The sequence below is a fragment of the uncultured Cardiobacterium sp. genome (genome assembly GCF_938028825.1).
Classification (GTDB): Bacteria; Pseudomonadota; Gammaproteobacteria; order Cardiobacteriales; family Cardiobacteriaceae; genus Cardiobacterium.
The window spans coordinates 12,158-33,436 of sequence record NZ_CALIZP010000089.1; the positions used below are offsets into that span (position 1 = coordinate 12,158).

The 21,279-nt window shown below is 62.7% G+C and carries 23 protein-coding genes; 14 read left to right on the forward strand and 9 right to left on the reverse strand.

Features of this window, described 5'->3' with window-relative positions:
- Positions 1 to 134: 134 nt before the first annotated feature.
- The 3 genes from Q0562_RS12650 to bfr (Q0562_RS12660) all read right to left on the reverse strand — a co-directional run bounded on the left by Q0562_RS12650 (position 135) and on the right by bfr (Q0562_RS12660) (position 2,151).
- Positions 135 to 770, reverse strand: coding sequence for a DUF4304 domain-containing protein (locus Q0562_RS12650; protein ID WP_298644901.1), 636 nt, complete (start codon positions 768 to 770; stop codon positions 135 to 137).
- 424 nt (positions 771 to 1,194) lie between these two features.
- Positions 1,195 to 1,677, reverse strand: coding sequence for a bacterioferritin (gene bfr / locus Q0562_RS12655; RefSeq protein ID WP_298644902.1), 483 nt, complete (start codon positions 1,675 to 1,677; stop codon positions 1,195 to 1,197).
- A 9-nt stretch (positions 1,678 to 1,686) separates the two neighbouring features.
- Complete coding sequence (bfr, locus tag Q0562_RS12660; protein WP_298644904.1) at positions 1,687 to 2,151, reverse strand: bacterioferritin; 465 nt, start codon at positions 2,149 to 2,151, stop codon at positions 1,687 to 1,689.
- Between the two features lie 305 nt (positions 2,152 to 2,456).
- Between bfr (Q0562_RS12660) and Q0562_RS12665 the strand changes: the two genes are divergently transcribed.
- From Q0562_RS12665 to Q0562_RS12690, 6 genes are all read left to right on the forward strand, one after another.
- Positions 2,457 to 3,761: a GTP-binding protein gene (locus Q0562_RS12665; RefSeq protein ID WP_298644906.1), complete on the forward strand. Its 1,305-nt coding sequence runs from the start codon at positions 2,457 to 2,459 to the stop codon at positions 3,759 to 3,761.
- 360 nt (positions 3,762 to 4,121) lie between these two features.
- Positions 4,122 to 5,225, forward strand: a complete 1,104-nt coding sequence (locus Q0562_RS12670) for a high-affinity branched-chain amino acid ABC transporter substrate-binding protein (RefSeq protein ID WP_298644908.1) — start codon at positions 4,122 to 4,124, stop codon at positions 5,223 to 5,225.
- Between the two features lie 56 nt (positions 5,226 to 5,281).
- Positions 5,282 to 6,196 carry a high-affinity branched-chain amino acid ABC transporter permease LivH gene (gene livH / locus Q0562_RS12675; RefSeq protein WP_298644909.1) on the forward strand — a complete coding sequence of 305 codons (915 nt, stop codon included), beginning with the start codon at positions 5,282 to 5,284 and terminating at the stop codon, positions 6,194 to 6,196.
- A complete protein-coding gene (livM, locus tag Q0562_RS12680) occupies positions 6,196 to 7,434 on the forward strand; it encodes a high-affinity branched-chain amino acid ABC transporter permease LivM (protein ID WP_298644911.1) in 1,239 nt (412 codons plus the stop codon). Before livH ends, livM begins: the two co-directional genes overlap by 1 nt.
- The gene (gene livG / locus Q0562_RS12685; protein ID WP_298644913.1) at positions 7,431 to 8,192 is read left to right on the forward strand and encodes a high-affinity branched-chain amino acid ABC transporter ATP-binding protein LivG; all 762 of its coding nucleotides are present in this window, start codon (positions 7,431 to 7,433) and stop codon (positions 8,190 to 8,192) included. The genes livM and livG overlap by 4 nt, the downstream gene beginning before the upstream one ends.
- Positions 8,192 to 8,893, forward strand: a complete 702-nt coding sequence (locus Q0562_RS12690) for an ABC transporter ATP-binding protein (RefSeq protein WP_298644916.1) — start codon at positions 8,192 to 8,194, stop codon at positions 8,891 to 8,893. The genes livG and Q0562_RS12690 overlap by 1 nt, the downstream gene beginning before the upstream one ends.
- A gap of 57 nt (positions 8,894 to 8,950) precedes the next feature.
- Here Q0562_RS12690 and Q0562_RS12695 read toward each other — a convergent pair whose 3' ends face one another.
- From Q0562_RS12695 to Q0562_RS12715, 5 genes are all read right to left on the reverse strand, one after another.
- Complete coding sequence (locus tag Q0562_RS12695) at positions 8,951 to 9,850, reverse strand: AraC family transcriptional regulator (RefSeq protein ID WP_298644918.1); 900 nt, start codon at positions 9,848 to 9,850, stop codon at positions 8,951 to 8,953.
- Between the two features lie 168 nt (positions 9,851 to 10,018).
- Positions 10,019 to 10,333 carry a hypothetical protein gene (locus Q0562_RS12700; protein ID WP_298644920.1) on the reverse strand — a complete coding sequence of 105 codons (315 nt, stop codon included), beginning with the start codon at positions 10,331 to 10,333 and terminating at the stop codon, positions 10,019 to 10,021.
- 292 nt (positions 10,334 to 10,625) lie between these two features.
- A complete protein-coding gene (locus Q0562_RS12705) occupies positions 10,626 to 11,462 on the reverse strand; it encodes a hypothetical protein (protein WP_298644923.1) in 837 nt (278 codons plus the stop codon).
- Complete coding sequence (locus Q0562_RS12710) at positions 11,459 to 12,304, reverse strand: penicillin-insensitive murein endopeptidase (protein ID WP_298644925.1); 846 nt, start codon at positions 12,302 to 12,304, stop codon at positions 11,459 to 11,461. Before Q0562_RS12710 ends, Q0562_RS12705 begins: the two co-directional genes overlap by 4 nt.
- A gap of 9 nt (positions 12,305 to 12,313) precedes the next feature.
- A complete protein-coding gene (locus Q0562_RS12715) occupies positions 12,314 to 12,982 on the reverse strand; it encodes a thiamine diphosphokinase (RefSeq protein WP_298644928.1) in 669 nt (222 codons plus the stop codon).
- 122 nt (positions 12,983 to 13,104) lie between these two features.
- On the opposite strand from Q0562_RS12715, the gene Q0562_RS12720 reads away from it, so the two are divergent.
- From Q0562_RS12720 to Q0562_RS12730, 3 genes are read left to right on the forward strand one after another with little or no spacing between them, the layout of a single operon-like run.
- Positions 13,105 to 13,683 carry a class I SAM-dependent methyltransferase gene (locus Q0562_RS12720; RefSeq protein ID WP_298644929.1) on the forward strand — a complete coding sequence of 193 codons (579 nt, stop codon included), beginning with the start codon at positions 13,105 to 13,107 and terminating at the stop codon, positions 13,681 to 13,683.
- A 45-nt stretch (positions 13,684 to 13,728) separates the two neighbouring features.
- Positions 13,729 to 14,691 (forward strand): YwqG family protein, encoded by a 963-nt coding sequence (locus Q0562_RS12725; protein WP_298644932.1) that lies wholly within the window; start codon positions 13,729 to 13,731, stop codon positions 14,689 to 14,691.
- Positions 14,692 to 14,702: 11 nt separating this feature from the next.
- A complete protein-coding gene (locus Q0562_RS12730; protein ID WP_298644935.1) occupies positions 14,703 to 15,401 on the forward strand; it encodes a class I SAM-dependent methyltransferase in 699 nt (232 codons plus the stop codon).
- 8 nt (positions 15,402 to 15,409) lie between these two features.
- Here Q0562_RS12730 and Q0562_RS13850 read toward each other — a convergent pair whose 3' ends face one another.
- Complete coding sequence (locus Q0562_RS13850; RefSeq protein ID WP_366144793.1) at positions 15,410 to 16,117, reverse strand: transposase; 708 nt, start codon at positions 16,115 to 16,117, stop codon at positions 15,410 to 15,412.
- A gap of 175 nt (positions 16,118 to 16,292) precedes the next feature.
- On the opposite strand from Q0562_RS13850, the gene Q0562_RS12745 reads away from it, so the two are divergent.
- From Q0562_RS12745 to Q0562_RS12765, 5 genes are all read left to right on the forward strand, one after another.
- Positions 16,293 to 17,321, forward strand: coding sequence for a hypothetical protein (locus tag Q0562_RS12745; protein ID WP_298644938.1), 1,029 nt, complete (start codon positions 16,293 to 16,295; stop codon positions 17,319 to 17,321).
- An 89-nt stretch (positions 17,322 to 17,410) separates the two neighbouring features.
- A complete protein-coding gene (hemB, locus tag Q0562_RS12750; protein WP_298644941.1) occupies positions 17,411 to 18,421 on the forward strand; it encodes a porphobilinogen synthase in 1,011 nt (336 codons plus the stop codon).
- Positions 18,418 to 19,197: a shikimate dehydrogenase gene (gene aroE, locus Q0562_RS12755; RefSeq protein WP_298644944.1), complete on the forward strand. Its 780-nt coding sequence runs from the start codon at positions 18,418 to 18,420 to the stop codon at positions 19,195 to 19,197. Before hemB ends, aroE begins: the two co-directional genes overlap by 4 nt.
- A complete protein-coding gene (gene apbC, locus Q0562_RS12760; protein ID WP_298644946.1) occupies positions 19,194 to 20,228 on the forward strand; it encodes an iron-sulfur cluster carrier protein ApbC in 1,035 nt (344 codons plus the stop codon). The genes aroE and apbC overlap by 4 nt, the downstream gene beginning before the upstream one ends.
- 229 nt (positions 20,229 to 20,457) lie before the next feature.
- Complete coding sequence (locus Q0562_RS12765; protein ID WP_298644948.1) at positions 20,458 to 21,207, forward strand: SDR family oxidoreductase; 750 nt, start codon at positions 20,458 to 20,460, stop codon at positions 21,205 to 21,207.
- Positions 21,208 to 21,279 lie beyond the last annotated feature (72 nt).

Sequence of the window (21,279 nt, forward strand, 5' to 3'; positions counted from 1 at the left end):
GCGGCGCAGCGCCGCCTGCGGATTTTTATACCAAAATTCCCGCAGGCGGCAAAAAGTTGCCGTCTGCCGGGGCAGTGGTACCGGGGCCGTTGGCATGCGCCATTCATCCATGAAGCCCCAGCGGTCTTTGGAGTTCAGGCGGGCAGTTTGCAGCGGGTGCGGTTGGCAGCCGCCCACTGCGCCAGCAGTGGCTGCCAGTCGGCCGCGTTGATGGCGGCGGCAAGGGCGCGGGCGTGCCGCATGATGGCGTGCTCGTGTGCCTCCGGCTGCCAGTAGTTGGCGGGGGCGGCGAGGCGGGCGCAGTCGTCGCGGACGGCGACAGGGTCGCCGCCGTCCAGCAGGCGGGCGATGTTGCAGGCAAGATCGGCGGCATCGTCGCGCTGTCTGGGGTCGCGTTGCGCGGCGAGGTAGGCGGTTACGCTATCATGCGCGGCCAGCCACGGCAGGACGTGCGTGGTGCAGTAGTCGCAGATGGCGGCGAGGCTCTGCCGGGCATCCGTTGCTGTGGCGGTGCGCCAATCGTGGTGCTGGATGATGTCGCCGAGGCCGGCGGGCTGGTTGCCGGTGTCGAGCAGCGGGTCGCAGAGCAGCCCGAAGCGGTAGGCCAACATGAGATCGCCGCTACCGTAGCGGGAGCGGAGAAGGGTGATGCTGTGCAGGATGTCGCCGTCGGCACGCAGGAAGTGGGCGGGCCGGCAGCGGGTAAAACCCGCCTGTTTCAGGACGGGGGCGAGTTCGCGGCTAATGGCGGGGCGCAGGTAGTCAGGCATGGGGCGGTGGTTTGCAGGTGCGGGTAGAGACGGATGCCTGTCCGGCAGGCAAGGATGGGAATGACCGGCGGGCCGACGCAAGGATTCTGTTTTTGCGCGCGCGGGTGTTCTGCAAAGTATGCCACGGGCGGCAAAGGGGAGAAAGGCAACGCATCTGCCCGTTGCCATGCGCAAAGTGTCAAGAAAATTTCTGCGATGGGCAAGTGGCGGCGGTTTGTGGGGGTATAGTCGTTTCAACTAGAACTGATACGGTGTTGGCGCGCCTTGCCGTACTGGTTGTACTGTTTGCGGCGCGCCGCCTTGTCTCAGTCCTATTTGAAACGACTATATTTGGCAATGAACATGCAAAAAAGCCCTTCCCGATAGCGGGAAGGGCCCGTCATGCCGCCGCCCCTCCGGGCGGGAAGGGTTTGCGGAGGCGGCGTCAGTGTCCGCCGCTGTCGCCGACTGCCTGTTGCAGGTAGTTCGCCTCGCCGAGGTCGGCGATGAGGTCCTGCTGTGTTTCCAGCCAGTCGATGTATTCCTCAACGTCATCAAGCAATGTTTCCACCAGGGTGCGCGAGACAAAATCGCGCGCGCCGCCGAGCAGTTTCACCGCATCACGCAGGTCGCCGTGCTGGGCATACGCCGCTTGCAGGTCGCAGGCGATCGCTTCCGCCACGCTTTCGCCGATGAAGAGTTTGCCGAGGTCTTGCAGGTTCGGCAGCCCTTCGAGCAGGAAGATGCGCGCGATGAGCTTGTCGGCGTTTTTCATGGCGCGGATGGACTGTTTGTACATGGTGTGCCCGACGCTGTCGTAGCCCCAGTTGTTCAGCATCCGCGCATGCAGGAAGTACTGGTTGATGACCGTCAGCTCGTGCCTGAGCAGTTTGTTCAGGCAGGCGAGCACTTCGGGTGCTATCTGCATACCGCCTCCTTACAGCTGGCTTTGCAGGTAGTTCTGCAAGCCCATTTGCTCAATCTGACGCAGTTGCTGTTCCAGCCAGTGCGCGTGGTCTTCTTCGGTGTCTTTCAGCTGGGCAATCAGCATGTTGCGGGTAACGTAGTCGTGGTGCTGTTCGCAGAGGGCGATGCCGGTTTTCAGGTTGTCGCGTACCGAGTATTCGGCTTGCAGGTCGTTTTCCATCATGGATTTGACGTCGCGCCCGATGTTGAGCGGCGCAGGCACCATGTTCGGCGTGCCTTCGAGCATCAGCACGCGCTTGATCATCTGCGTGGCGTGTTCGGTTTCGTGCTCCATTTCGTGATGGTTGGCGGCAAACAGCTTGGTGTAGCCCCATTCGTCGTACATGCGGGCGTGAATGAAATACTGGTCGCGCGCGCCGAGTTCGCCGGCGATGAGCTTGTTGAGGTAAGCGATGACTTCTGGTTGTCCTTGCATGGATGTTCTCCGGTTGAATTAAAGGGGCGGCGAGTATCGCGGGCGGGGCAAGAGGCGTCAAAAAAAATTTTCCGGCGGTGCGGGTATTTTTTGCAGAAAAATTGCAATACGCTGAAAACAAAGTGATATTTAACGCTGAAAAGAAGTTTTCCCATTTAAATTACTAATCATGATACGGGCAAACAAATAAAAATACTTATCGACGGGCAGCTTATAACCGCCGTGCATAACGCGAGAACCAAACCGTCTTTCCCAAAACGGGGGCAACTGATTACAGTAGCCGCCTTTTAAATCAAGGACACATCATGAGCGACAATGCCTCCCTGCTCCGCTTCATCACCGCCGGCAGTGTTGATGACGGCAAATCCACCCTCATCGGCCGCCTGCTCTACGACAGCAAGACCCTGCTCGGCGACCAGCTCGCTAAACTCGACCGCGCCGCGCAGCATGGCGCTCTGCCCGATTTCGCCAGCCTTACCGACGGCCTCGCCGCCGAACGCGAACAGGGCATCACCATTGACGTCGCTTACCGCTACTTCGCGACAGCCAAACGCAAATTCATCATCGCTGACACCCCCGGCCACGAGCAGTACACGCGCAACATGGTGACGGGCGCCTCCACCGCCGACGCCGCCATCGTCCTCATCGACGCCACCCGTGTCGCCTTCGACGGCGACAGCGCCACCCTCCTGCCGCAGACCCGCCGCCACAGCGCCATCCTCAACCTGCTCGGCACGCCGCAGATTATTGTCGCCGTCAACAAGCTCGACCTGCTCGATTACGACGCAGACAAATACCGCTGCATCACCCGCGCCTACGTCCGCCTCGCCGAACTGCTCGGCATCACCGCCCGCATCCACTATCTGCCCATCAGCGCCCTGCACGGCGACAACATCGTCCACGCCAGCGAAAAAACCCCGTGGTATCAGGGGCTGCCACTCCTGCCGCTGCTCGAAACCCTGCCTGCGCAACACGCCGCCACCAACCTGCCCGCGCATTTCCCCGTGCAGCGCGTCGCCCGGCAGGACGGCAGCAGCAGCGACGACTTTCGCGGCTATCAGGGGCGGCTGGAAGCGGGCGAACTGCGCCGGGGCGATGCGGTGAAAATCCTGCCGGGCGGGCAGGAAGCGCATATCAGCGCCATCTACACCCCGCAGGGCGAGCGTGAACGGGTGCAGGCGGGCGAAGTCGCCACCCTCACCCTCGACCGCGATCTCGACATCTCGCGCGGCGATGCCGTTGTCGGCAGCCACAACCCCACCACGCCGCGCAAAAACATCGAAGCGGCGGTGTGCTGGTTCGACGAACAGCCGCTGAACCAGGGACGCCGCTACCTGCTCAAACACACGACGCAGACCACCGCCGCGAGAATCAGGGGCATCCGCTACATCTGGGACGTGCAGACGCTGTCCAAAGTCGCGAGCGCCGATACCCTGCACATCAACGACATCGGCTACCTGACCCTTACCGTGCAACAACCGCTCAATGCCACCGGCTACGCGGTCAACCCCGCCACCGGCGCCTTCATCCTCATCGATGAAGCGACCAACCATACCGTCGCCGCCGGCATGATCAGCGATGCGGACGTGACGGCAGCGGTGGCGATTTGAGCAGGCGCCGCTTGCCTCCTCATGGCGGGCAGCGGCAAAGCGCCCGGTAACGGGTCTATTTTTGTTTATAGCCGCTTCAAACGGATACGGTGTTGGCGGGTCTGGCCGGGCACCCGTAAAAACCGCTATCGGCCCGCCGCCTTGCCTCATTCCCGTTTGCAACGACTATCTCCCTGTTCTTGGTGACAAACGGCGCAGTCTTGCGCTGTTCACCGCCACATCCGCCCGTTTCATGGCGGATTGCACCGCCATGTCGGTGCCGACCATCATGCTTCCCCCAGCCGGCAGCCCTCCTGCTTGACAAGCTCCGGGGCTTTCTTGAAACTGCCCGCCCTTTCCCCTGAACCCTACGGAGTTGTCATGAAAAAATCCCTGTTAGTCCTCGCTTTGGCCGCAGCCTCTGCCGCCCACGCCGCCGATGACACCATCACCATCGCGCTTGCCGGCCCCGAAACCGGCCCGGTCACGCAATACGGCACGATTCAGAAGATCGGTGCGGAAGCCGCGATTGATTTCATCAACGCCAACGGCGGCATGAACGGCAAGAAGATTGTCGCCAAATCCTACGACGATGCCTGCGAACCGAAACAGGCGGTCACGGTTGCCAACAAAATCGTCGCCGACGGGGTGAAATTCGTCATCGGCCACTTGTGTTCGGCCTCCACCATGCCTGCCGCCGAGATTTACAACGAGGAAGGCATCGTGATGATTACCGCCGCTTCCACCTCGCCGGAAATGTCGCAGAAGGGTTACACCACCATCCTGCGCACGATTGGTACGGACTTGCAGAGCGCGCCGGTCAGCGCCGCTTATATCGCCGATGTCATCAAGCCGAAAGCTATCGCCCTCTTGCATGACAAGCAGGCTTACGGACAGGGGCTGGTGGATGCAGTCGCCGCCGACCTGAAAAAGCGCGGCATCACCCCGGTCATCATTGAAGGTGTGAACAAGGGGCAGAGCGATTTTTCCGCACTGATTACCAAGCTGAAGAACGCCAATGTCGATTTCGTCTATTGGGGCGGTTTCCACCCGGAAGCGGGCGCGATTCTGCGTCAGGGGGCGGATCAGGGCTTCAAGCCAGTCTTCATGGGCGCGGATGGCGTTGATAACGCCGATTTGTTCGCTATCGCCGGTGATGCCGCAGAAGGGGTGCTGGCGACCGTGCCGATGGATTTTTCCGCCGACCCGAAAAATGCCGCGATTGTTGAAGCCATCAAGGCGAAAAAACAAGACCCGAACGGCCCGTTCGTCATGCCCGCCTATTCCGCCGTGCAGGTGCTGGCTGAAGCGGCAAACCGCAGCAAGAGCGACGACCCCGACACGGTCGCCAAGGAATTGCGCAAGGGTGAATATGAAACGGCCATCGGCAAGATTGCCTTTGAAGAAAACGGCGATTTGAAGGACTTCCATTCCGTCGTCTATGAATTGCACGCCGACGGGCGCAAAATCCTGAAAAGCCAGTAATCCATCCATGTGCGGTGCGCTTTGTCATGGCGCACCGCTTTTTTTCGCGTGTCCCTATGTACAACTTTTTGCAGCAGATTATTAACGGCCTGTCGCTCGGCAGCATCTACGCGCTGATTGCCATCGGTTACACCATGGTGTACGGCATCATCGGCCTGATCAACTTCGCCCACGGCGAGATTTACATGATTGGCGCCTACATCGGCGTGGTCTCCATCGTCGGCCTGCCGGCCTTCGGCCTGCCGCTGACCCTGGTCATCATCCTCGCCCTGCTGATTGCGGTGGTGCTTACCGGCGGTTACGGCTTTGCGGTGGAAAAAATCGCCTACAAGCCGCTGCGCAACAGCCCGCGCCTGGTGCCGCTCATCTCCGCCATCGGCATGTCCATCTTCCTGCAAAACTTCGTCGCCCTGGGGCAAAGCAACAAGGACATCGCCCTGCAACCCGTCCTCACCGCACGCTGGACGCTGCTCGCCTCTGCCGACGGTAAAAGCATCAGCCTCTCCGCCTTGCAGGTGATCATCTTCGCGACCACGCTCGCCACCATGCTCGGCCTCAACTACTTCATCAAGCGCTCGAAAATGGGCAAAGCCTGCCGCGCCTGCGCCTCCGACATCGGCATGGCGAAACTGCTCGGCATTGATGCCGACAAAATCATCGCGCTGACCTTCGTCATCGGCGCAGCACTGGCGGCGATTGCCGGCGTGCTGGTCGCCCTCTACTACGGCACCATCAACCCCTACATGGGCTTCGTCTATGGCATGAAAGCCTTCACCGCCGCCGTTTTGGGCGGCATCGGCTCCATCCCCGGCGCGATGCTCGGCGGCTTCATCCTCGGCCTCTCGGAAAGCCTCGCCTCCGCTTATCTCACCAGCGAATACAAAGACCTGGTCGCCTTTTCCCTGCTGATCGTCGTCCTGCTCATCCGCCCGTCCGGCATCCTCGGCAAACCCGAAGTGGAGAAAGTCTGATGCGCTACCTGCTCTACGCCGCCATTGCCGCCGCGCTTACCTTCCTCATCACCCTGCCCATCCTCGGCGTGCACCTGCACCAGAGCGCGCAGGGTCTCAGCCTTTCCGGACAGTGGCAACACAGTGCCTGCGCCGCCGCCATCGTCTTCATCCTGCAACTGCTGCTGCCGCTCGCCATCCGCGCGAAACACCGCCTGCGCGGCAGCGCCCCGCGTCCCGACGCCTTCCGTCCGGCGGCTTTTATCGAAAACCATCGCGGCTGGGTGCTGGCACTCCTGATTGTCGCCGCCTTCCTCGTCCCCGTTTTCGGCTCGCGCGGCGCGGTCAACATCATGACCATTGCGCTCATCTACGTCATGCTCGGCCTCAGCCTGAACATCGTCGTCGGCTATGCCGGGCTGCTTGACCTCGGCCACGTCGCCTTCTACGCCATCGGTGCCTACACCTACGCCATCCTCGCCCAGCACGGCCTCGGCTTCTGGACCGTGCTGCCGCTCGCCGCCCTCATCGCCGGCCTCGCCGGCCTCATCCTCGGCTTCCCCGTGCTGCGCCTGCGCGGTGACTACCTCGCCATCGTTACCCTCGGCTTCGGCGAAATCGTGCGCATCCTGCTCAACAACCTCGACAGCCTCACCAACGGCCCGCAAGGCATCAACAACATCCCCAAGCCCGGCCTCTTCCACATCGCCTTTGCGCGCAAAGCCCCGGAAGGCATGACCAGCTTCCAGGATTTCTTCGGCATCCCCTTTACCCCCGAAATACGCGGCATCTACCTCTACTTCATCATCCTCGGCCTCTGCCTCTCCACCCTGTGGATTATCAACCGCCTGCTGCGCATGCCCATCGGCCGTGCCTGGGAAGCCCTGCGTGAAGACGAAATCGCCTGCCGCTCGCTCGGCATCAACACCACCGCCATCAAACTCTCGGCCTTTGCCATCGGTGCCGCCTTCGCCGGTCTCGCCGGCGCGTTCTACGCCGCCTTCCAGGGCACCGTCAGCCCCGAATCCTTCACCTTCTGGGAATCCGCCATCATGCTGGCCATCGTTGTCCTCGGCGGCATGGGCTCGCAGACCGGCGTCATCCTCGCCGCCGTCGCCCTCACCGTCATCCCCGAAATCGCGCGCGAATTCGCCCAATACCGCATGCTCATCTTCGGCCTCGTCATGGTGCTGATGATGATCTGGCGGCCACAGGGGCTCATCCCCGCGCAACGCCCGAAAATGGAGCTGCCCGAATGAGCCTGCTCACCGTCGAAAACCTGCGCATGCAGTTCGGCGGCCTCGTCGCCGTCGATAACGTCCGCTTCACCCTCGGCGAAAAAGAAATCGCCGCCATCATCGGCCCGAACGGTGCGGGCAAAACCACCGTCTTCAACTGCATCAGCGGCTTCTACCGCCCGACCGCCGGCCGCGTCACCCTCGCCGGCGAAGACATCACCGGTCTTCCCGGCTACCGCATCGCGCAAAAAGGGCTGACCCGCACCTTCCAGAACATCCGCCTCTTCCGCGACATGACCGTGCTGGAAAACCTCCTCATCGCGCGGCACAACCGCCTCAATACCGGCTACCTCAGCGGCATCCTGCACAGCCGCGCCTACCGCGCCAGCGAGCGCGCCGCCAAAGAACGCGCCGCCAGCTGGCTCGACACCTTCGAACTGCGCCCCTTTGCCAACCACGAAGCGGGCAGCCTCGCCTACGGCCAGCAGCGCCGCCTCGAAATCGCGCGCTGCATGATGACCGAACCGCGCGTCCTCATCCTCGACGAACCCGCCGCCGGGCTGAACCCGCAAGAAACCGCCGCCCTCGTTACCCTCATCGAAACCCTGCGCGACCGCCACGGCATCAGCGTGCTGCTCATCGAGCACGACATGAGCCTCATCATGCGCGTCTCCGAACACATCATGGTGATGGAATACGGCCGCCCCATCGCCTACGGCACGCCGGACGACATCCGCAACAACCCCGAAGTCGTGCGCGCCTACCTCGGAGAATCCTGATGCTCACCCTCACCGACCTGCACACCCACTACGGGCAAATCGAAGCGCTAAAAGGCGTCTCGCTCGGCATCGAACAAGGCGAAATCGTCACCCTCATCGGCGCGAACGGCGCGGGCAAATCCACCCTGCTCAACACCATCTGCGGCAGCCCGCGCGCCAGCAGCGGCAACATCACCTACCTCGGCGCGGACATCACCCGCACCCCCACCCACAAAATCAGCAGGAGCGGCATCGCCCTCGTCCCCGAAGGGCGGCGCATCTTCCCGGCGCTCACCATCGAAGAAAACCTCGAACTCGGCGGCTTCCACCACAGCAAAGACGACAACCGGAAAAACCTCGCCCACATCTACGAACTCTTCCCGCGCCTCAAAGAACGCAGCCGCCAGCGCGCGGGCACCCTTTCCGGCGGCGAACAGCAAATGCTCGCCATCGGGCGCGGCCTGATGATGCAGCCGAAACTGCTGCTGCTGGACGAACCCTCGCTAGGCCTCGCCCCGATCATCATTGCCCAGATCTTCGACATCATCAAAGACATCCGCGCCCGGGGCATCACCATCTTCCTCGTCGAACAAAACGCGCACAAAGCGCTGCAAATCGCCGACCGCGGCTACATCCTCGAGCTCGGCCGCATCACCCACAGCGACACCGGCGCCAACCTGCTCAGCAGCGACGCCATCCGCAAAGCCTACCTCGGCGGCTGACGGCCGCCGCCTGTTTGCAACGGCTATTGAAAAACCCCGCCGCAGCGGGGTTTTCTTTCATGCGGCGGTGCCTTCCTGCCGCCGGAAGCGGGCGGGCGTTATCCCGAACTGCGCCTTGAAGGCATTGTTGAAGGCCGCTTCCGACTGGTAGCCCGTTTCTTCAGCGATGCGGGCGACCGCCAGATTGCTGTCGCGCAGCAATTTGGCCGCTGCCGACATTTTCAGCATCCTGATGAAGGTTTGCACGCCGCAGCCCGCCGCCGCCTGAAACTTGCGCGCAAAGGTCGCGCGCGACATGCAGGCGGCTTCCGCCAGCCCTGCCGTGGTGTACGGGGTGAACGGTGCGGCGAGGATGTGCGCCAGCGCCCGCGCCAGTCCCGTATCGGCAAACAGCGCGGTCAGGCGGTGCTGCTGCGGCAGGCTGCCGGTATGCCGCAACGCCAGAAGCAGCAACACTTCGCTCAATGCGCGGACGATGCCGATGCTGCCTTCATGCCGCGCCCGCGCCTCCTCGTGAATCAGCGCGCACAGCGCCTGCAACTGCGGCACATCGCCAAGCGGGACAATCAGCGGTTCGGGCAAGATCCGCCACAGACCCGCCGCCGCGCGGTTGCGGGCCGTGTACGCGCCGCACAGCATCCTGAGCGGTTCGCCGTCGCCGCCGTTGCGCAGATGCCGCAGGCCGTTCTCCCGATCCTCCACGAAGGCACTGCCCTCGGCGCCGATGTTGATGGTGTGTGCGCTGCCGCTCGTCCACAGGCAAAAATCCCCGGCCCGCAGCCGGTAATGTTTCCCCGCATGCGACATCGTGCAGTGGCCGTCAAGCAGCAGATGAAACCACGCCGTGCCGTAGGCGTCGGCCTCATGGTGCAGGCGGAACGGCGCGTGCAGGTGGCAGTAAAGCTCGATGCTGGTCTCTACATCGAGCAGGGCGACAAAGCGGTCGATACTGTCCATATCAAACTCCGAAAGTGTGAGAGCCGCATTATCGCCGCGCGGGGAAAAGGCGGGCAAGCGGGCCGGGCTTTGTCCGGGCCGTGTTCCTGCCGCTTGCGCCCCGCTTCGGGAGACGTGGCCGGGCAATGCCGCTGCATTTTCCGTTTTGCCGCCGCGCGCAGGCGGTTTTTATGGCGCGTCGGTAAGCGGCACGATGTTGAAGTAGGTATAGAGGTAGCCGGCGGCGCGGTTTTCGCGGAAGGTGAGCTCGGCATCTTCGGCGACGTAGCCGGAAGCGAGGACGAGGTTCAGCAGTTCCCGGACGTTCTGTCCTGCTGCCTCGCTGAGGCTGACGGTGATGCTTTCGACTTGCACGCCCGCCGCCGGAACGCGCAGTTTCTGGTAGAGACCGGTGAGGCCGTAGAGCGGGAAGCGGTGTTCTTCAAGGATTTCCGCGCTGTCCGGTAGGCGGATGCCGGTAAAGGGGTCGTTGCTTTGGGTCATGGTGAATATCCTCGGCTGTGTCATTGTTTGGTTGCTGTCCCTGTCCGACTTCTCCCGCAAGCGGCGGCACTTTTTGGGTTGGCACGGTTGCCGGGTTCGTTGAAGAGGGCAGGGCAGCCGTCAAGCGGCGTACATGCCGGGTTTTGCTGCTGCGCGGATGTGTTTAACCCCTTCTCGCTAACGCGGACTCTTCGAGTCCGCAAGCCCTCCGCCGGGTACTCACAACAATGCTCGCGTTTTTGCAGGATGCAGTCAGTGGGGGAGGGGCTTTGGTTACAAGGGAAGGTTGGTTTCAAAGTCCTGGATTGGCGCGGTAGAGGCGCAGTTGGCCGTCCTGCCAGCGGTAGAGGTGCGGGCTGACGGGGTGGGCGGTTTTGCTGCTGACTTCGCTGATGAGCGTTTGCAGTTCTTGCAGGCTGGCGGCGCCGTCGTCTTTGGCGAGCAGCAGTTCACCGCGCGAGGGGACGGCGAAGACGGCGCTGTGCAGCCAGCCGGGCGGCAGGATTTCGTCGATGATGAGCAGCAGCGAGGCGTCGTACACGCCGTCCAGCACGAGGCTGTAAGCCCCGCCTTCGAGGCGGTAGAGTTTGCTGCGGTGTTTGCGTTTGCGCAGGTTTTTGATGGCGCGGGTACGCAGCAGCAGCGGGTTGCCGTAGCCCAACGCTTCGCTTTCTGCCTGCGAGAGGTAGCGCAGCCCGGCCGGGCATTCGTACACGTAGCAGATGAAGAGGTCGGCGAGGTAGGGTTGGGCGGTGATGAGGTCTTTCAGTTCTTTTTCTGGCTGGCGCTCGGCGAGTTGTTTTTGCAGTTCTTGCAGCCAGCCCGCGCTTTTAATTTGCGGCATGATGGCTTCGGGGTCATCTGCCGGGGTCTGGCTGATGGTGTGCTCGCTGATGCGTTGCAGTTCGAAGGCGATGAGTTTTTGCAGTTCTTCCGGGTGTTCCTGGTAGCGCCGGTAGAGGTGTTGCAGCGGCAGGGTCAGCGGCTGGGCGAGGTGGACGTGCAGGTGGGTGTGCTCGGGCTGATGGCGGTTGAGCTGGATGGAGACGCGCGTCTGGAATTGGCGGCTGATGGTTTCGGCGAGGTCGCGCGCGAATTGTTCGGGGGTGAGCAGGGTGCTGTCGGTCATGGTGTGCTTCCTTGTAGCAGGGTCAGGCAGGCGGCGGGCGGGGTTTTCGGTGGTTTGGGCGGGCGCGGCGGTTGCGGTCTGGGGTTCAGGACGGCATCGCTCTGGTCGGCTACCCATTTGCGCAGGTCGGCATTGCAGCCGTCGCCTGCCGGAATGGCGGGCTGGGTGATGCATTCGGGGCTGCCGGGCGGGCAGTTCAGGCGGACGTGGAAATGGGCGTCGTGACCAATCCACGGGCGGATTTTGCGCAGCCAGCGGGTGTCGGACTCGCTGTCGCAGAGGTGCTGTTTGATGACGGGGTTGACGAAGATGCGGTTGGTTTCCGGGAAGGTGGCGGCGGCGTGCAGGGCATCGCGGTAGGCAGTTTGCCACTCACCGGGGGCGAGGGTGCCAGCGGCGGCGTCCACCATCGACGGCGGTTCAATCTCCGGGTCAGGCTGGTGACCGCGTGGCACGGTGTAGAACCAGATGTCCACGTCGAGGCCGTTGCGGTGGCTGCCGTGGCCGAAAGGCATTTCGCCGCCGGCAGGCTGGCTGAGGTCGCCGATGAGGATGGATGACTGGTGCAGGCTGGCGATTTCATGGCCGACGTGGCGCACCAGGCGCAGGGTGATGGGCTGGCTGTAATAGCGGTTGCGCCAGCGGCGGATGCTGATGAAGCCTTCGCCTTGTGCTTCCAGGGTCTGCGCGCCGAGCTGGCAGCCGTTTGCGGCGCCGCCGATGGCCTGCGGGGTATGGCCGATGGGGGCGGGGATGCGGCTCCATTCGTTGCTTTTGTCGGGGTCTTTGGCAGCGACGGTTGCGCCGAGCAGGGTAATCAACAGGAAGGTCAGGTATTTCATTTTTCTGCGTTATTGGGTGAATGAAGGGGAAATGATACATGAATGTAATGTGCCGCTTGCGGCGGTGGGGACGATGACCAGCCCGGCGCCGCTTTGCCAGCGGATGGCGGCACGTGCAGCGCAGAGTTCGTTACGCGCACCGTGGGCGCGAAACGGCGTCAGATGGAGGCCTTCTGCTGCCCAGCGCAGGCCGCTGTTGGCAAGGCCGTGGATTGCCGTCAAGGCAAATATGCTGACTTTGTCGCCTGCCTGGCCGTGTATCTCCCAGGCAGCGGGGCCGTGCGCGAAGGCATACGTCGCCGTGCGGCCGTAAAGCAGCGTCGGCAGGGCAAAGCGTGGCAGCACCCACAGGTTGGCAAAAGCATGATCCGCCTCGCCGCCCGCCGCGCCGATGATTTGCACGGTGCGCGCCTGCGGGTGATGTTGCGCGATATGGGCGAGGGCGAGTTCGGCATCCGTTTCGTCCTTATTGACGGGAAAAGCGAGACGCGGCACGGCGGCGTATCGCGCGGCGAGAGCGGCATCGCTGCTGTCAAAATCGCCCAGCCACAGCGACGGCACGACGCCAAGCACGGCGGCATGACGCATCCCGCCATCAACCGCCACGACCACATCCCCCGCCTGCGGCAGATGCGGCGGCGGGGCAAATTCCCCGGCCAGCAGCAACCAGACATCCATCCCGTCATCCCTCCGAAAAGCCGCTATTTTGCCCGCTTGACGGCCCGACGGGCAGCCAAAAAACAACATCGGAAAAATTGAAGGGATTACACTGTGGCGGTCATACACAACGGGAGACCACCATGCGTCCCGACCTTCGCCAATACCTCGACACCCTCTATCACACCTACCACAGCGCCGATGCCGCCCAAGCCGACCGCCTGCACCGCTGGCGCAGCATCGAGCCGGCAAGCGCCGCATTGCTCGCCGTGCTCGTCGTGGCCAAACAGGCGCAAAACCTGCTCGAAATCGGCACCTCGGGCGGCTACTCCACCCTGTGGCTGGCAGAAGCCGCCGCGCAGACGGGCGGCCGCCTGACCACACTGGAAATCGACCCCGCGCGCCATGCCACCGCCAGTCAACACCTGCACGCCTGCGGACTGGCCGCGACCGCCCTCTGCGTGGACGCCGCCGCCTTCCTGCGCGACACCGAGGAAACTTACGACTTCATCCTGCTTGACGCGGAACGCCCCGCCTACCCCGCCTACTGGCCGGATCTCCGCCGCTGCCTGGCGCGCAGCGGCAGCCTGCTGGTGGTGGACAACGTCATCTCGCACGCCGCGCAAGTGCAGGACTTCACCGCCCTGGTCACCGCCGCCGAAGACTACCGCCACAGCATCGTGCCCATCGGCGCGGGGCTGCTGCTGGTGGTGAAGCAATAACGGAAAATCACCGATTGACCCACATCCCTCAACCCGGAGAAAAACATGAACCCTGAAAAACTGACCCAAGAAGAAATCCTGGCCCAACTGCCGCCAACCGTGCGTGACTACTACCGCGAGCTGGCGCAGCCCTGCATCAGCATCAACGTCAGCGAAGCTGCCGACGAACTGCCGCTGCTGGCCAGCAAATTCGGCGGCGTTCCCTATATCGCCGCCGGGGAAGACTGCCCGCGCGACCGGCATGGCCTGCCCTATATGCTGCTGGCGCAATTCAACTTTGCGGAAATCGCCGCGCAAGCGGGGCAACATCCTGACCTGCCTGAGCAGGGGCTGCTGCAAATCTTTTCTCCGATGGATGCCAACATCGGTTTCCTTGACGCTACCGGCGATTGGGCGCAAGTGCGCTTCCTCCCCGAATTGCCCGGCGATGCCGGCAACCAGACCGCCATCGCTGAAATGCGCGCCTGGCACGCGGAAATCAGCAAATTATCGAATCCGGAGCTTGGCTTATACAGCGACCTTATTGATGAAGCCTGTGAGGCCTTCAAAGCAAAATACGGCATCGCCTATTACCTGCCGTTTTACCGCGAGTTGGCACTGCACTTTTCCACCACCATCAGCTATCCGGAAACAGAAGACATCGAAATCGAGCACTACGACGAACAAGGCGAAGGGCATTACCGCTTCGGCAAAATATACGACGAAGCCGTGGCAGAACTTTGCGATGCCCTGCCGCGCAATCACGAATGCCGCCTGCTCGGTTATGCCACCTACCCCCAATACGATCCCCGTTACGTATCCATCTATAACGGCGAAGAAGATAAAACGATCATTCACACCAACATGCGCCTGCTCTTCCAGCTGACAGAAGCGGGCGTATTCCGCAACAGCGAAGGGAAGTGGTGTGCACTTGTGCCATTCAGCATGGCGGCACAATGCTTCATCGACCGCGAAAGCCTGAAAAAACGCGACTTTTCCAAACTGATGTTCTTCGCCGCCGGAGATTGAAGCGCAGCACCATGACCCTCTACCTGCTCAGCGATCCGCCCGACCCGCCGCCCACCGCCTGCCGCATCCATCACCCCGATGACGCCGCAGGTGGTTACTACCTGCACTGGCGGGATGGCCGCTACCATCTCTGCGACCGCGAGCAGCGCCACCCGCCGTTGACGCTTGATTTCAGCAGTTACCTCAAACGCAGCGGCAGCGAAACCCTGCCGAAAACCCTGCGCGGCATGGCGGGCGCGCAGGTGGCGGACGCTACTGCCGGCTGGGGCAAAGATGCCTGGCTGCTCGCCTCACGCGGTTTCTCCCTCACCCTCTACGAGCAAAACCCCTATCTACACACGCTGCTTGCCGCCGCTCTCGCGGAGGCTCGCGATAACCCTAAAACTGCTGCTATCGCGACCCGTCTGACGCTTGTCCACGCCGACGCCGCAACCGCGCTGCCGCCGCAAGGTTTTGACGCGGTATATCTTGACCCGATGTACCCCGAGCGGCGCAAAAGCGCGAAAGTCAAAAAGCATATGCAGGCGCTGCAACAACTCATCGGGCATGACGGCGACGACGCCGCACTCCTCGCCCGCGCCCGCCTCGCCGCCACCCGCCGCGTCATCGTCAAGCGCCCGCAACATGCGCCGCCGCTGGCGGATGCCGCGCCGGATTACCACATCGACGGCCCCAACACCCGCTACGACATTTATAGCCAATTAAAATAAGAACGTGTTCATAGTCTCCGCAGCAGGACTCCCAAGAAAGCCGAAACTACCATTTGCAAGCCGGTACTCAACTTACGCTCACCGTTTTTCCAAAGCCGCCTGTTCTTTTCCAACCAGGAAAAACTGCGCTCTACTATCCACCGCTTCGGTAATATCTTAGGGGCTGTTGACATTATTGTAGGGCGATGAGTGGCAGTCAGATAAATATTGGCGGAAAAGGATATATCCGTCTTTTCCGCCCGCATGGCGGCCTTCTTGAACCCATTCAATTTACAGAAGAAATTTTCAACCAGATGCCGCCACTTGTACATCTCCCTGTCATACTCACGCGCGGGCTTGCGGTTACTGCGCGGCGGGATAACCACTTTACTGCCGCGTTCTGTCAAATCCTTAACCGGCCAATCCGCATCAAACGCCTTATCCGCCGGGAGTACCCCAAATTCCCTATCCGCCTCACCGCTGATTTCCGCAAAGATTCCGGTAAAGCGCTCTGCTTTGCTCCGGCGGCGGTAGTGCCGGAACACGCTGTTCCATTTGCCAAATTCCCTGGGTAAATCCCGCCACGGGCTGCCGGTGCGCACTATCCACAGAACGGCTTCTATATAGCTGCGCACTTTGACCGGGGAGCTGTCGTCACTGTCGGTATAGGTGCCGTCGTAGGCGGCGAAGCCGGCCGGCGCTGATGAGGGCGGCCAGGTTGAATGCGGTTTTTGCATGGTGTTTACCTCCCGGGTGTGTGGATTTCGGTAAACATTTTTTTTGCGATCAATGGCTTATGCGCGCGGCAAAAGCGCGTGATTATCGGCTTGGCGGCGGGGCAAGGCAGACCGTAGGGATTTCCCCGCGAAGCGGTTATAGTCACCGCTCCTGAATATCCTTACCTGAACGCCCATGCCACGCCTTATTACCGCCCTCCTGCTGCCTGTCCTGCTGTCATACCACGCCCACGCCGCCGTCTATCGCGGCGACGACGCCGGGCGTGCCCTCGTCCTCGACAGCGACAGCCTGACCCACCACTACGAAGACGAGCGCCTGCCGTTCCCGCTTGCGCCAAGCGGCGACTGCCCGGCAGATGCGCGCTGTTACCGCACCGCTGCCGCTACCCTCCTCGAACAACGCGGCGATAACTGGCGCATCAGGGACGGCGCGGCGCTTGCGCCCTACACCCCGCCCGTCCGCGACCCCGCCAACCGCCTCTTTGCCACCGAAATGCCCTATGCGGCGGCGCTGCTGGACGACATTACCTTCACGGCGGAAAAAGCCACCGCCCACAACGACAAAGCCGTTACCCTGCAAGACTGGCGCGAACCCGCGAGCGGCATCACCCATTTCCTCATCCGCGACGGTTACAGCGACGCGGAGCGCGACGCCATCAACCCCTATCTGCGCGCACAGGCGCTCGCTACTCTCTACGCCCGCCGCCAATGCCTGGCCGCACTGCCTGCGGACAAGCGCGCCGCGCTCGACTACCGCGTCAACATCACCCCGACCTACCTCGGCCCGCGCTACATCAGCGCCCACATCCATGAACAGACCAACTGCGGCTACGGCGGCCATTACGGCATCACCTACGACATCAAGCAGGCGCGCGGCCTCGAACTCGAAGACCTGTTCTGGATTGGCGGCGGCGCACCGCATTTCCTCGCCGACGAGAGCCCTGCCGACCAGACCCTGCGCGAAACCCGCGCCGCCTGGCTGCTGGACGCGCTGCAAGCGGCGGCACCACAAACCATGCGCGGCTACCCCTACCGCGCCCAAGACTACCAATATCCCTACTTCTACCTCACCCCGCGCGGCCTCTACATCGGCCCGCTGCTGCCGCCGCGCAGGGCTGTCCACGCCCATCCCGAAGACACCCTCCTGCCTTACGACCTCGTCAGACAGCACCACGGCATCCTCGGTGCCGACGCCATTCCCTGACCCCGCCGGCGGCATACCGCGCCTGTCGCCTTGTCACGCGGCGGCAGGCAAGTAGTAAGATAGCCTCCCTTTCCCACGGACACCCTACCATGCACATCCCCGCTCAAACCTACCCGCTCACCCGCAAACGCCGCAACCGCAAGGACGATTTCAGCCGTCGCCTCACCCGCGAACACACCCTGACCGTTGATGACCTCATCCAGCCCGTTTTCATCTGCGAAGGCGAGCAGAAGCGGGAAGCCATCCCGTCCATGCCCGGCATTGCCCGCTTTTCTATCGACCTCCTCCTGGAAGAATGCCGCGAACTGGTTGCCCTCGGTGTCCCCGCCATCGCGCCGTTCCCCGTCATCGGCCAGGAACACAAAAGCGCCGATGCTGCCGCCGCTTACGACCCTGACGGCCTCATTCCCCGCGCCGTGCGTGCCGTGAAAGCGGCGTTTCCGGAACTCGGCATCATGACGGACGTCGCGCTTGACCCCTACACCATTCACGGACAGGACGGCATCACCGACGCCGACGGCTACATCCTGAACGACATCACCGTCGCCACCCTCATCAAGCAGGCGCTCTGCCACGCGGACGCAGGCGTGGATATCGTCGCCCCGTCCGACATGATGGACGGCCGCATCGGTGCCATCCGCCAAGCGCTCGAACAGCACGGCCACAACAACGTGCGCATCATGGCCTATTCCGCCAAATACGCCAGCGCCTACTACGGCCCCTTCCGCGATGCTGTCGGCTCGGCGGCCAACCTCGGCAAAGCCGACAAACGCACCTACCAGATGGATCCCGCGAACAGCGACGAAGCCCTGCACGAAATCGCCCTCGACATCAGCGAGGGCGCGGATTACGTCATGGTCAAACCCGGCATGCCCTACCTCGACATCGTCCGCCGCGCCAAAGAGCAATTCGCCTTCCCGCTTGCCGTGTACCAGGTGAGCGGCGAATACGCCATGCTGAATGCCGCCTTCGCCAACGGCTGGCTCACGCGCGAAGCCATCATCATGGAAACCCTGCTCGGCTTCAAACGTGCCGGCGCCGACATCATCATCACCTACTTCGCCAAAGAAGCGGCGCAACTACTCAAACACCGCCCATGACGACTTACCGCTGCGCCGTCATCGGCAACCCCATCGCCCATTCCCGCTCGCCGGACATCCACGCCGCCTTCGCGCAGGCGCGCGGCATCGACCTGCGCTACGAGCGCATCCTCGCCGAAGCAGATAACTTCGCCGCCATCGTCGCCCAATTCTTCGCTGACGGCGGACGCGGCCTCAACATCACCCTGCCCTATAAAGAAACCGCCTACCGCCTCTGCGCACAAACCAGCGCCGACGCGCGACTCGCCGAAGCCGTCAACACCCTGTGGCAAGAAAACGGCAAACTCTGCGGCGACAACACCGACGGCCGCGGCCTGCGCCACGCCCTCGAACACGAGCACGCCTACCCGCTCGCCGGCAAACACCTCCTCATCCTCGGCGCGGGCGGGGCGGCGCGCGGCGTCATCGCCCCCCTCTGTGCCGCAGGGCTTGCCTCCCTGCACATCGCCAACCGCACCGCCGGCAAAGCCGCTGCTATCATCGCCGCCCAACAGCCGCACACCACCGTGCCGCTCACGGCGGGCAGCCTCGAAGACCTCGCTACCGCGCCCGCTTACGACCTCATCATCAACGCCACCTCGGCGGCGTTCAACAACACCACCTTCACCCTGCCGGACAACATCGCACACCCGCAGACCCGCGCCTACGACATGACCTACGGCCGCGACACCCCCTTCCTCGACTGGGCGCGCAAACGCCACCTCACCGCCTACGACGGCAGCACCATGCTGCAAGCACAAGCCTGGCTCTCCTTCCAACAATGGTTCCCTATATGAATACCGACCTCATCCAAAACTACCGCGACCCCGAACTCGACCTCGCCCCCTTCGCCGCTACCGGGGTCATCCAGACGAACGACGACGGCAGCCTCACCCTCGCCCCCGGCTTTCCCGCGCAACAAGAAGAACCCCGCTGGCGCGACGCACTGGCCGCACTCGGCATCGACACCGCCCGTATCCGCTTCGACCACCACGTACGCGCCCACGCCAGCGGCATCAAAGCCCACCCGCAAATCAAAAACATCATCGCTGTCGCCTCCGGCAAAGGCGGCGTCGGCAAATCCACCCTCTCCGTCAACCTCGCCATCGCCCTGCACCAAATTGGTGCGCGCACCGGCCTGCTGGATGCCGACATCTACGGCCCCAGCCAGGCGAGAATGCTCGGTGGCGCGACCCGCCCGACCAGTGAAGACGGCAAAACCATGCAGCCCGTCAACCGTCACGGCATCCAGACCCTCTCCATCGGCGACCTCGTGGACGAAGACACCGCCATGATCTGGCGCGGCCCGATGATCAACCAAACCCTGCTGCAACTCTACCGCGAAACCCGCTGGCACGACCTTGACTACCTCATTATTGACCTGCCGCCCGGTACCGGCGACACCCAGCTTACCCTCGCCCAGCAAATCCCGGTCGCCGGCGCCGTCATCATCACCACCCCGCAGGACATCGCCCTACTCGACGCCAAAAAAGCCAAAACCATGTTCGACAAAGTGAACATCCCCATCCTTGGCCTCGTCGAAAACATGAGCGTGTACATCTGCCCGAACTGCGGCCATGAAGCGCACATCTTCGGCAAAGACGGCGGCAAGCTGCTCGCCGTCAGCCACCACATGCCCTACCTCGGCGACGTGCCGCTCGACATCCGCATCCGCGAAGAAACCGATAACGGCAACCCGACCACCGCCGCCGCACCGGAGAGCGACATCGCCCGCCGCTACCGCCGCATCGCCCTGCGCACCATGGCCAACCTCGCCGCAAGAGAAAGCGCCGCGCAGGCATTCCCCAACATCGTCGTCGAAAAATAAACAGGACACCGCCCGCGCCGACGCACATTCACCGCCGCAAACCCGCCGCCTCGACTGCTCAGACCACAGAGCGCGTGAGCAACAAGCCGTCCACCCTGCGCAAGTCCGGCACCCCGCAGTGCGGCCGGATTATTCCATCTCACCAAACACAGTCTGAAGCGGCACGGTGCTAAACAGACCGGTCGCCGCCCCCTATAATCCCCCGCCGCACCAACCACGGAGAACAACCATGAACCACATCGAGAACAAAGTCGTCATCATCACCGGCGCCTCATCGGGCATCGGCGAAGCCACCGCCTACACGCTCGCCGAAGCAGGTGCCAAGCTGGTGCTGGGCGCGCGCCGCGAAGACAAACTCAAAACCATCGCCGCGAACATTCAGAACAAAGGCGGTGCGGCGGTTTACCGCGCAACCGATGTCGTCAATCCCGAAGACAGCAAAGCGCTGGTGCAACTCGCGCTCGACAGCTTCGGCAAAGTGGACGCTATCTTCCTCAACGCCGGGCTGATGCCGAGCTCGCCTTTTGCCGCGCTGGAAACCGCCAACTGGAACGCGATGGTGGACGTCAACATCAAAGGCGTCCTCAACGGCATCGCAGCCGTGCTGCCGACCTTCATTGCGCAAAAATCCGGGCATGTACTGGCGACCTCGTCGGTGGCGGGGCTGAAAGTCTATCCGGGCGGCGGCGTGTACTGCGGCACCAAATGGGCGGTCAAGGCCATCATGGAAGCGCTGCGCATGGAATCGGCCCAGGCGGGGACGAACATCCGCACCGCAACCCTCTACCCGGCGGCGGTGCAATCCGAACTGGTTGATCACATCACCGACAGCACCACCTCCGGCGGCTACCGCCAACTCTACGATACCTACGAAATTCCCGCCGAACGGGTCGCCGGCGTGGTCGCCTTCGCCTTGAACCAGCCGGAGGACACCAATATCAGCGAGTTCACCATCGGCCCAACCACCCAGCCGTGGTAGAGTCCCGCTGCCCATAAATATAGTCGTTTCAAACAGGAATGAGACAAGGCGGCGAGCCGAAGACAGTACAGG

Excerpts from the sequence above, each read along its gene's own strand:
- Q0562_RS12700 (WP_298644920.1), bottom strand. The coding sequence starts at position 10,333 with ATGACCCAAAGCAACGACCCCTTTACCGGCATCCGCCTACCGGACAGC.
- livM (WP_298644911.1), top strand. The coding sequence starts at position 6,196 with ATGCGCTACCTGCTCTACGCCGCCATTGCCGCCGCGCTTACCTTCCTC.
- Q0562_RS12725 (WP_298644932.1), top strand. The coding sequence starts at position 13,729 with ATGAACCCTGAAAAACTGACCCAAGAAGAAATCCTGGCCCAACTGCCG.
- Q0562_RS12730 (WP_298644935.1), top strand. The coding sequence starts at position 14,703 with ATGACCCTCTACCTGCTCAGCGATCCGCCCGACCCGCCGCCCACCGCC.
- Q0562_RS12690 (WP_298644916.1), top strand. The coding sequence starts at position 8,192 with ATGCTCACCCTCACCGACCTGCACACCCACTACGGGCAAATCGAAGCG.
- Q0562_RS13850 (WP_366144793.1), bottom strand. The coding sequence starts at position 16,117 with ATGCAAAAACCGCATTCAACCTGGCCGCCCTCATCAGCGCCGGCCGGC.
- livG (WP_298644913.1), top strand. The coding sequence starts at position 7,431 with ATGAGCCTGCTCACCGTCGAAAACCTGCGCATGCAGTTCGGCGGCCTC.
- Q0562_RS12650 (WP_298644901.1), bottom strand. The coding sequence starts at position 770 with ATGCCTGACTACCTGCGCCCCGCCATTAGCCGCGAACTCGCCCCCGTC.
- aroE (WP_298644944.1), top strand. The coding sequence starts at position 18,418 with ATGACGACTTACCGCTGCGCCGTCATCGGCAACCCCATCGCCCATTCC.
- Q0562_RS12695 (WP_298644918.1), bottom strand. The coding sequence starts at position 9,850 with ATGGACAGTATCGACCGCTTTGTCGCCCTGCTCGATGTAGAGACCAGC.
- Q0562_RS12720 (WP_298644929.1), top strand. The coding sequence starts at position 13,105 with ATGCGTCCCGACCTTCGCCAATACCTCGACACCCTCTATCACACCTAC.
- bfr (WP_298644902.1), bottom strand. The coding sequence starts at position 1,677 with ATGCAGATAGCACCCGAAGTGCTCGCCTGCCTGAACAAACTGCTCAGG.
- Q0562_RS12705 (WP_298644923.1), bottom strand. The coding sequence starts at position 11,462 with ATGACCGACAGCACCCTGCTCACCCCCGAACAATTCGCGCGCGACCTC.
- livH (WP_298644909.1), top strand. The coding sequence starts at position 5,282 with ATGTACAACTTTTTGCAGCAGATTATTAACGGCCTGTCGCTCGGCAGC.
- apbC (WP_298644946.1), top strand. The coding sequence starts at position 19,194 with ATGAATACCGACCTCATCCAAAACTACCGCGACCCCGAACTCGACCTC.
- Q0562_RS12765 (WP_298644948.1), top strand. The coding sequence starts at position 20,458 with ATGAACCACATCGAGAACAAAGTCGTCATCATCACCGGCGCCTCATCG.
- Q0562_RS12715 (WP_298644928.1), bottom strand. The coding sequence starts at position 12,982 with ATGGATGTCTGGTTGCTGCTGGCCGGGGAATTTGCCCCGCCGCCGCAT.
- bfr (WP_298644904.1), bottom strand. The coding sequence starts at position 2,151 with ATGCAAGGACAACCAGAAGTCATCGCTTACCTCAACAAGCTCATCGCC.
- Q0562_RS12710 (WP_298644925.1), bottom strand. The coding sequence starts at position 12,304 with ATGAAATACCTGACCTTCCTGTTGATTACCCTGCTCGGCGCAACCGTC.
- hemB (WP_298644941.1), top strand. The coding sequence starts at position 17,411 with ATGCACATCCCCGCTCAAACCTACCCGCTCACCCGCAAACGCCGCAAC.
- Q0562_RS12745 (WP_298644938.1), top strand. The coding sequence starts at position 16,293 with ATGCCACGCCTTATTACCGCCCTCCTGCTGCCTGTCCTGCTGTCATAC.
- Q0562_RS12665 (WP_298644906.1), top strand. The coding sequence starts at position 2,457 with ATGAGCGACAATGCCTCCCTGCTCCGCTTCATCACCGCCGGCAGTGTT.
- Q0562_RS12670 (WP_298644908.1), top strand. The coding sequence starts at position 4,122 with ATGAAAAAATCCCTGTTAGTCCTCGCTTTGGCCGCAGCCTCTGCCGCC.